Here is a 4,679-nt window from a genome sequence, read left to right on the forward strand (position 1 = left end):
CCGGGGCCTGCCCGCGGTGGGGTGAGCGCCGCGTGCGCGCGGCGCCGCCCGCGGAAGGGTCCGCCGGGCGGTCCGGCCGCCCGCCGGCGTGCCCGTCCGCGCAGCCCGTCCGCCGGTGTGTCCAACCGTGCCGTCCGGCCGTCCGGCCGTCCTGGGGAGCGCCCGCCCGCGTCGCCCGCCCGGAGGGGTGTCCAGCCCTGCTGTCCGGCCGTCCGGAGGAGTGCCCGTCCGCGTCGCCCGGTCGCCCGCGGGGGTGCCCGAGGGGCGGCCGGTCCGGTGGTGGGGCGTCCCGGTCCGGCGTGATCAGCGTTACGGGCCAGTTCGGCCGCGCATCTCTGGACGAGTGTCCTACTCGCCGGTACGGTAATACTGAGCAAGCGCTTAGCTGGATCGTGCTGCTCGGAAGCGACAACCAGCCAGACGAAGGCGGAGGTGGCGGCGGTGCGCCGTACGGTGTTCAACGAGGATCACGAGGCGTTCCGGGAGACCCTGCGCGCCTTCATCGAGGCCGAGGTCGTCCCGGTCTACGACGAGTGGTTCCAGGCGGGCATCGCGCCCCGCGAGTTCTACTACAAGCTCGCCGAGCTGGGCCTCTTCGGCATCAACGTCGACGAGGAGTACGGCGGCGCCGGCCTGGACACCCACAAGTTCGAGGCCATCCAGTACGAGGAGACCGCCCGCGCGGGCGTGAACTTCGGCGGCTCCGGCGTGCACGTGCTGCTCGCCCTGCCGTACATCAAGATGCTGGCCACCGCGGACCAGAAGAAGCGCTGGCTGCCGAAGTTCGTCTCCGCCGAGGAGATGTGGGCCATCGCGATGACCGAGCCGGGCACCGGCTCCGACCTCGCCGGCATGAAGACCACCGCCAAGCTCTCCGAGGACGGCACCCACTACGTCCTCAACGGCGCCAAGACCTTCATCACCGGCGGCGTCCACGCCGACCGGGTGATCGTCTGCGCCCGCACCGCCCCGCCGACCCCCGAGGACCGCCGTCACGGCATCTCCCTCTTCGCCGTCGACACCAAGTCCGAGGGCTACTCGATCGGCCGCAAGCTGGACAAGCTGGGCCTGCGCACCTCCGACACCGCCGAGCTGGCGTTCGTCGACGTCAAGGTGCCGGTCGAGGACCTGATGGGCGAGGAGAACAAGGGCTTCTCCTACCTCGGCAAGAACCTGGCCTCCGAGCGCTGGGGCATCGCCTTCGGCGCCTACGCCCAGGCCAAGGCCGCGGTGGAGTTCGCCAAGAAGTACACCCAGGACCGCACGGTCTTCGGCCAGCCGGTCGCCGCCTTCCAGAACACCAAGTTCGAGCTGGCCGCCTGCAAGGCCGAGGTGGACGCGGCCGAGGCCGTCGCCGACCGCGCCCTGGAGGCCCTGGACGCCGGCGAGCTGACCGCCGCCGAGGCCGCCTCCGCCAAGCTGTTCTGCACCGAGGTCGCGCACCGCGTGATCGACCGCTGCCTCCAGCTGCACGGCGGCTACGGCTACATGAACGAGTACCCGATCGCCCGCCTGTACGCGGACAACCGGGTGAACCGCATCTACGGCGGCACCAGCGAGATCATGAAGACGATCATCGCCAAGGACATGGGTCTGTAAGGTCCGCGAAAAGTCCGTCCGGTACCACTGACGACATGAGTCAGGCACTGCAGTCGCTGCTCGATCTGCTCGACCTCGAGCAGATCGAGCGCGACATCTTCCGCGGTCGGTCCAGGTTCGCCGTCGTCCCCCGGGTCTTCGGGGGACAGGTGGCGGCCCAGGCGCTGATCGCCGCGGGACGCACCGTCCCCGCCGACCGGTTCGCACACTCGCTGCACGCGTACTTCCTGGTCGCCGGGGACCCGGGCGCCCCCATCGTCTACGAGGTCGACCGCATCCGCGACGGCCGCTCCTTCACCACCCGCCGGGTGGTCGCCGTCCAGCACGGCCGGCCGATCTTCCACCTCTCGGCCTCGTTCCAGGCGCACGAGGAGGGGCTGGACCACCAGTCGGCGATGCCCGAGGTCCCGGACCCGGAGACGCTGCCGACGTTCGAGGAGATGATGCCGCGCCACGCGGACGCCTACGCCTCGCCGGAGATGCTCGGCCGGATGGTGGCCGCGCGCGCCGCCGTGGACCTGCGGTACGTCAACCCTCCGCCGTGGGGCAGCGTCGGCGAGCCCCGGGAGCCCCGCTCCCAGGTCTGGTTCCGCACCGCCGGCAAGCTCGACGGGTCGCTCGACGACCCGCTGATGCACGTCTGCCTCGCCACCTACGTCTCCGACATGACCCTGCTCGACTCCGTGCTCCTCGCGCACGGACGCGGCGGCTGGGCGACCGGTGACGTGGTCGGCGCCTCGCTGGACCACGCCATGTGGTTCCACCGCCCGTTCCGGGCCGACGAGTGGCTGCTCTACGACCAGGAGTCGCCGTCCGCCTCCGGCGGGCGCGGGCTCGGGCAGGCGCGCATCTACACGCGGGACGGCCGCCTCGCCATCTCCGTCATCCAGGAAGGCGTGGTGCGGGTCCCCCGCTGACGCCCCCGGGAGCCCCCGCACGGTCGCCCCGGGCCCCGTCACCGCCGCAAGGCCGGTGGCGGGGCCTTCGTCCGTCCCATTGACGTGTTCCGTCCACGGCCGGTATTGACGCACAGGTAACGACGTTGATCCGAACCGGACATGACGCGCGCTCAGACGGTGTGCGCCCGTCCCCGCGAGAAGGAGCCGACCGCATGGATCTGCCCGCAGCGCGCACGACCCGGAACACGAGACCGGGGCACGGACACCGCCTGCGTGTCGCCGCCGGAGCGGTCACCGCGGCGGCCGCCCTGCTCGGCGCACTGGTGGCCGCCCCTTCGGCGGCCGCGGCGCCGGACGCCGCCGCGGCCGGGGGGACCGTCCCGCTCGCCGGCACCGGAGCCCGGCTGGGCGCGGACGGCAGGACCGCCGCGGTGTACGACTACGAGGCCGCGATCAAGGAATCGGTCTGGGTCGAGACCGGCGACCTCGACGGCGACGGCGAGGGCGAGCGCATCGCCGTGGACGTCATACGCCCCGCCGAGCTCGACGGCGTCGAGCGGGTGCCGGTGATCATGGACGCCAGTCCCTACTATTCCTGCTGCGGCCGCGGCAACGAGAGCGAGAAGAAGACCTACGACGCGAACGGCACCATCGAGTCGTTCCCGCTCTGGTACGACAACTGGTTCGTGCCGCGCGGCTACGCCGTGGTCCAGGTGGACATGGCCGGCACCGGCCGCTCCACCGGCTGCGTCGACCAGGGCGGGCGCTCGGACGTCCTGTCCGTCAAGGCCGCCGTCGACTGGCTGAACGGCAACGCCACGGCGTCCTTCGCCGACGGCGCCCCGGCGGACGCCGACTGGACCACCGGCGCCACCGGCATGATCGGCAAGTCCTACGACGGCACGCTCGCCAACGGCGTCGCCGCCCTCGGCACCGAGGGACTGGAGACGATCGTGCCGATCGGCGCGATCAGCTCCTGGTACGACTACGACCGCTGGCAGGGACTGCCCTTCTCCTACGGCTACCCGTCCTACCTGTCGGCCTACGTGGCCGGCGGCCGTCAGCAGGACGTCGACTGCTCCGCGCAGCTCGAGCGGATGAGGGTCGACGCGGCCGACGAGACCGGTGAGCACACCGCCTTCTGGGACGAGCGCGACTACCGCGAGGGCACCCTGGGCGACGCCTCCAAGGTCCGGGCCTCCGCGCTGATCATGCACGGCCTCCAGGACACCAACGTGGACACCCAGAACTTCTCCCGCTGGTGGGAGGCGCTGGGCGAGCACGGGGTCGAGCGCAAGATGTTCCTGACCCGGCTGGGCCACGTGGACCCCTTCGACTCCGACCGGGCCGAGTGGGTCGGGACCCTGCACCGCTGGTTCGACCACGAGCTGTACGGCGTCGACAACGGCATCACCGAGGAGCCGGCGGTGCGTGCCGAGATCGCCCCGGGCCAGGTCGTCCGCTCCGAGACCTGGCCGGTGACCGACCGCGTCGCCAAGCTGCGGCCGGGGACGGACGGCACGCTCGCGCCGGGGGCGCGGGGGAAGAAGGGGGAGGCCGCCTGGACCAACGACCCGAACGGCCGGCTCGCGCAGATGCTGGGGTCCGGCGCGACGGACTCCCGCCTCCTGTTCACCACCGGCCGGCTGACGGACGACCTGCGCCTGTCCGGCCCCGCCTCGCTGACCACGAAGGTCACCACGGACGCGCCCACCGGGCAGATGGCGGTCGCACTGGTGGACTACGGACCGGCCCGGCGGGTCTCCGCCTCGGGCGACGGCGCCCGCACCGTGACCACGGAGTCCTGCTGGGGAGCCTCCTCCGCCGTGGACGACGCCTGCTACCGCGACGTCGAGCGGCGGATCGAGCAGTCCGACCTGCAGGTGCTCGGCCGCGGCTGGGCCCGCCTGGCCGGCGGCGGGAAGCACGCCCTGACCGTGGAGCTGCAGACCAACGACGTCCTGGTCCCGGAGGGCCACCAGCTCGGGCTGGTCGTCACCAGCTACGACGGCGGCACGGTCCGGGTCGACGGCGCCGCCTCGGCGTACCGGATCGACCTGGCCGCCACCACCCTGAACCTGCCGGTCCGGGGTCCGATGCGGTCCTTCGCGCCGGGACGGTCGCTGGTGCCGGAGGCCGTCGGTGCGGCGGCCGTGCCGTCCGACGGACGGAAGATCCCGC

At 72.5% G+C, this 4,679-nt stretch carries 3 protein-coding genes; all 3 read left to right on the top strand.

Annotation, left to right across the window (positions count from 1 at the left end):
• The first annotated feature begins 441 nt into the window (after positions 1-441).
• Positions 442-1,599, top strand: coding sequence for an acyl-CoA dehydrogenase family protein (locus tag A2U95_RS13910; RefSeq protein ID WP_166022413.1), 1,158 nt, complete (start codon positions 442-444; stop codon positions 1,597-1,599).
• A 35-nt stretch (positions 1,600-1,634) separates the two neighbouring features.
• A complete protein-coding gene (locus A2U95_RS13915) occupies positions 1,635-2,516 on the top strand; it encodes an acyl-CoA thioesterase (RefSeq protein WP_166022414.1) in 882 nt (293 codons plus the stop codon).
• A 194-nt stretch (positions 2,517-2,710) separates the two neighbouring features.
• The coding region (locus A2U95_RS13920) for a CocE/NonD family hydrolase (protein WP_166022415.1) at positions 2,711-4,679 on the top strand (1,969 nt) is incomplete at its 3' end.

The organism is Streptomyces chilikensis (assembly GCF_001642695.1).
In the GTDB taxonomy this organism is placed as follows: Bacteria; Actinomycetota; Actinomycetes; order Streptomycetales; family Streptomycetaceae; genus Streptomyces; species Streptomyces chilikensis.

Coding starts and splice junctions, on each gene's coding strand:
- A2U95_RS13915 (WP_166022414.1), top strand. CDS start 1,635: ATGAGTCAGGCACTGCAGTCGCTGCTCGATCTGCTCGACCTCGAGCAG.